Genomic DNA, 609 nt, shown 5'->3' on the forward strand with positions numbered 1-609 from the left:
CAGTTGTCGAGCACCAGCAGCAGTCGCCGCTCGGCGAGCGCCTCGACCAGCCGGTCGGTGGGGTGCCGGCCCGGCTCGGCGGAGGCGCGCAGACCCGCGTCGCGCAGGCCGAGCGCGCTCAGCACCGCCTGCGGTACGTCCGCACCGTCGGCCAGCCCGGCCAGTTCGACGAAACGGACCTCCCCGTCGACGTGGCCGGCGGCCTCGATCGCCAGGCGCGTCTTGCCCGCGCCGCCGGGGCCGGTGAGGGTGACGAGCCGGCGCTCACCGAGCAGTTCGCCAACGCGCTTGAGCTCCTCCTCCCGCCCGACGAAGGTGGTGAGTTGACCGGGTAGCACCGGTTGGGCGGACCCGCGTTCCGCACCGCGCAGCACCGCCAGGTGGATCGCGGCCAGCCCCGCCGACGGGTCGACGCCGAGCTGCTCGGCCAGGATCTGCCGGGCGTCCTCGAACTCGGCCAGCGCCTCCGCAGGCCGACCCACTGCGGCCAGGGCCCGCATGAGCTGACCACGCGCCCGCTCCCGCAACGGATGCGCGACCACGAACTCCCGTAGCTCCGCGATCAGTACGCCGTCCGCGCCCAACGCCAGGTCCGCCTCGACCCGGTCC

At 75.0% G+C, this 609-nt stretch carries 1 protein-coding gene; it reads right to left on the reverse strand.

Annotated features, from left to right (window positions below; translation table 11 throughout):
* On the reverse strand, positions 1–609 hold a 609-nt coding region (locus KBX53_RS35110), incomplete at both ends, for a BTAD domain-containing putative transcriptional regulator (RefSeq protein ID WP_305798018.1).

This window comes from Micromonospora sp. M51 (assembly GCF_018070305.1).
Classification (GTDB): Bacteria; Actinomycetota; Actinomycetes; order Mycobacteriales; family Micromonosporaceae; genus Micromonospora; species Micromonospora parva.